Source organism: Thomasclavelia sp., from assembly GCF_017889095.1.
GTDB lineage: Bacteria > Bacillota_I > Bacilli_A > Erysipelotrichales > Coprobacillaceae > Thomasclavelia.
On the sequence record NZ_JAGHEW010000255.1, the window covers coordinates 1 to 3,872 of the forward strand.

4 protein-coding genes are annotated in these 3,872 nt (G+C 31.9%); all 4 read left to right on the forward strand.

Annotated features, from left to right (window positions below; all coding sequences use genetic code 11):
- Window positions 1–135: 135 nt before the first annotated feature.
- Window positions 136–1,413 (forward strand): galactokinase family protein, encoded by a 1,278-nt coding sequence (locus J7M77_RS11465; protein ID WP_296878651.1) that lies wholly within the window; start codon window positions 136–138, stop codon window positions 1,411–1,413.
- A gap of 190 nt (window positions 1,414–1,603) precedes the next feature.
- Entirely contained in the window at window positions 1,604–3,034 is a 1,431-nt protein-coding gene (gene pyk / locus J7M77_RS11470; protein ID WP_296878654.1) for a pyruvate kinase, read from the forward strand.
- A 365-nt stretch (window positions 3,035–3,399) separates the two neighbouring features.
- Window positions 3,400–3,570, forward strand: a complete 171-nt coding sequence (locus J7M77_RS11475) for a type II toxin-antitoxin system HicA family toxin (RefSeq protein ID WP_296878656.1) — start codon at window positions 3,400–3,402, stop codon at window positions 3,568–3,570.
- A gap of 56 nt (window positions 3,571–3,626) precedes the next feature.
- A partial coding sequence (locus J7M77_RS11480) for a type II toxin-antitoxin system HicB family antitoxin (RefSeq protein WP_296878658.1) occupies window positions 3,627–3,872 on the forward strand: 246 nt, incomplete at its 3' end.

The following is a 3,872-nucleotide window of genomic DNA, read 5'->3' on the forward strand; positions in this document are numbered from 1 at the left end:
AAGACGCTATGCTTTATGTATTGAAACCCAAAATTTACCTGATGCGATTAATTTAGAAGCAGATCCAACCACAATTTTAAGGAAAGGAGAAGTATATGACGAAAGTACGTCTTATACATTTGAGGTAGTTAAATAATGAAACAGGCAAGTCAGTTAATTAAAGAATTAAAAGAAAATAGTTATGATCAATTATTAAATGATCTATATATTGATGAAAGTAAACTGGAATATCAGCGTAATCGCTATATCCAGGCAATTGAAAAATATATTAGTTTATATGGCGATGAAACGGTATCAATTTATAGTGCTCCTGGTCGTAGTGAAGTAGGCGGTAATCATACTGATCACCAACATGGCTGTGTTTTAGCAGCAGCAATTAATCTAGATGCAATTGCCATCGTTGGTAAAAATAAGCAAACCATCAAAGTTCTTTCTGATAGCTTTGATATTGCTCCAATTGATTTTAATGATTTGGATTTTAAAGAAGCTGAAGTTGCAACTTCAGAAGCGCTAATTAGAGGTGTAGTTGCTAAAATTAAAGAATTAGGATATCAAGTAGGCGGTTTTAATGCTTTTATAACTAGTGATGTAATTATTGGTGCCGGTTTATCATCGTCAGCCGCTTTTGAAACCTTGATTGGAACAATAATATCTGGTTTATATAATGAAATGAAAATTGATCCGGTTTTAATTGCTCAAATCGGTCAATACGCAGAAAATGTTTATTTTAAAAAGCCATGCGGTTTAATGGATCAATGTGCTAGTTCAGTTGGCAGCTTGATCAATATTGATTTTAAAGATGTCACTAAACCAGCAGTAAAAAAAGTTGACGTTGATTTTTCTAAATTTGATCACAGTTTATGTATCGTTGATACTAAAGGAAATCACGCTAATCTAACGGGTGAATATGCGGCTATTCCTAAAGAAATGCAGCAAATTGCAAAGTTTTTTGGTAAAGAATATTTACGTGAAGTAGATGAAATGGAATTCTATCAAAATATTTCTAGATTACAACAATTAGGTAATGATCGAGCTATTTTAAGAGCTATCCATTTATTTGCTGAAAATAAACGGGTCGAAAAACAAGTTGCTGCTTTAATGAATAATGATTTTGATGAGTTTAAACGGTTGATCAAAGAATCTGGAGATAGTTCTTATAAATATCTACAAAATGTCTATGTAAATAGTGATGTTTATCATCAAAGTGTTTCTCTAGCTTTAGCCCTGTCACAAACAATTTTAGGCGATCATGGCGTATGCCGCGTACATGGTGGCGGATTTGCCGGAACGATCCAGGCTTTTGTTGAAAATGATTTTGTTGAAACATACCAAATGGAAATAGAAAAGGTTTTTGGTAAAGGATCTTGTCATATTTTAAAAGTTAGAAAGTATGGAGGAACAAAGGTTATCTAAATCATCGCAATTAATTATTTTTAAATATTATGATTTTACAATACATTAATTTTGATTTAAAATAATCTTTATTTTATTAGAAATAATAGCTATTTTTTCTAATAAAATTACCGAAAAATCTCGCCATGAAGCTATTATTGGGATATAATAGAAATGTATAAAAATTGAGAAGAAGGACGGTAAATATAATATGTTAAAAAATAATGAAGTAAGCAAGACTAAAATTGTTTGTACTATTGGACCAGCTTCAGATAACAAAAAAATGTTGTCTAAACTGGTTAAAGCAGGTATGAACGTAATGAGATTAAATTTCTCTCATGGATCTCATGAAGAACATTTAAAAAAGATTGAATTAATTACAGAAATCAATCAAGAATTAGGTAGTAAAGTTGCTATCTTATTAGATACTAAAGGACCAGAAATTAGAACTGGTGATTTTGTTGGGGGACAAACTGAGTTCAAAAAAGGTCAAGTATCAGTAATTACACCTGAAGATATTGAAGGAACAAGTGATCGTTTTACAATTACTTATAAAGAATTATATAAAGATGTTAAACCAGGTGGATTTATTTTAGTAAACGATGGTCAAGTAGAATTATTAGTTGATCATGTTGAAGATAAAGATATTGTTTGTGTTTGTGCTAATAATGGTGTTGTTAAAAATAAACGCGGAATCAATGTTCCAGGTATTAAACTTGGATTTGACTATTTATCTGAAAAAGATATTGATGATATTACTTTTGGATGCAGTCAGCCATTCAACTTTATTGCTGCTTCATTTGTAAGACGGGCTCAGGATGTTATTGATGTTAAAAAATTATTGATTGAAAATGGGCGTTCTGATATCCAGGTAATCGCTAAAATTGAAAATAGCGAAGGTGTTGATAACGTTGATGAAATCTTAAAGATTGCTGATGGAATCATGGTTGCTCGTGGTGACTTAGGAGTTGAAGTACCAGCTGAAGATGTACCTTTGATTCAAAAAGAAATTATTAAAAAATGTAAGGATCAAGGTAAACTAGTTATTACAGCTACACAAATGCTTGAAAGTATGCAACAAAACCCACGTCCAACTAGAGCCGAAGTAAGTGACGTTGCTAATGCAATCTTTGATGGAACTGATGCAATCATGTTATCTGGTGAATCTGCTTCTGGGTTATATCCTCAAGAAGCGGTTATGACAATGACTAAAATCGCTTTAAAAACAGAAGCAAGCTTAGACTATGATTCATTACATCGCCAGGCAGTTAGAACAGCACCACAAGATACTTCTGAAGCTGTTTGTATGTCAGTTGCGGAAATTGCTTCTAAATTTAATGTAGCTGCAATTATTGCTTTTACTGAAAGTGGATTTACTGCTCGTAAAATGTCACGTTACCGTCCTAAAGCTTTAATTATTGCGGCTACTCCTGAACAAGATACTACGCGTTCACTTGCAATCAACTGGGGTGTTTTACCAGTAAAATGTAAATATATGCAAACAAGAGCAACAATGATGGATTATGCTGAAATTCTAGCTAAAGAAAACGGAGTTGAATCTGGTCAATTGATCTTAGTTACTGGTGGTCAACCAGGAATCAAAGGAGATACAAGTTACTTAGAATTAATCAGAGTAAAATAATGATACTCTCCAATAACTAGAGTTTCCATTTTGTGATATAAACAAGCTATTTTCTATATGTAAAAAACAGAAGTAAAAAGCTGATATTTAGCTTAAACTTCTGTTTTTTGTCTTTAAATTTGATTAGTGTATATCAAGAAAAAGGCATTAGTTAAACTGAAATATGTTTATCTTAAATACATATTTTTATGATTTTGTAAAGATAATTTTAGTTATAGGATATTTACTTTATTAAATGAAAAGAAATCGATAAAATGAAAGTGAAATAATTTAAAATTACGAATAAATTTTTGTAAAAGAATAATAGAATATGCATTATAATATTAGTAAAAAGTGGTGAGGCAATACCGTTAACAGCTAAACAAATGATAAAGCTGTTAAAAAAGAACGGATTCGAGGAGATACGTCAAGTCGGATCTCACAAACAGTTTTTGAATAAAAGTAACGGTATAAAGGTTACTGTACCTTTTCACACTGGTGACTTAGCACCAGGTACTGAAAAGAGCATATTGAAAAGAGCCGGGATAAAGAAATAGGTCCCGACTCCCGATATGTTTTATTTTTAGGACAGATATATAAGGAGGCTAAAATAATGGAGAAATATTACCCTGCAGTATTTCATAGTGAGCTAGATGGCAGATATTCGATAACATTTCCCGATTTACCAGAGGCTATAACAGAAGGAGATGATTTTGAAAAGGCCATGGAAATGGCAGAAGAATGCTTGGGATTTTGTTTAGAAGGAAGAAAAGAGGATCACGAAGAAATTCCAGAGCCATCTTTTGACAAAATTGAAACTTTAGAGAACGAAGTTTTAGTAGCTGTGAGATTTGATTCA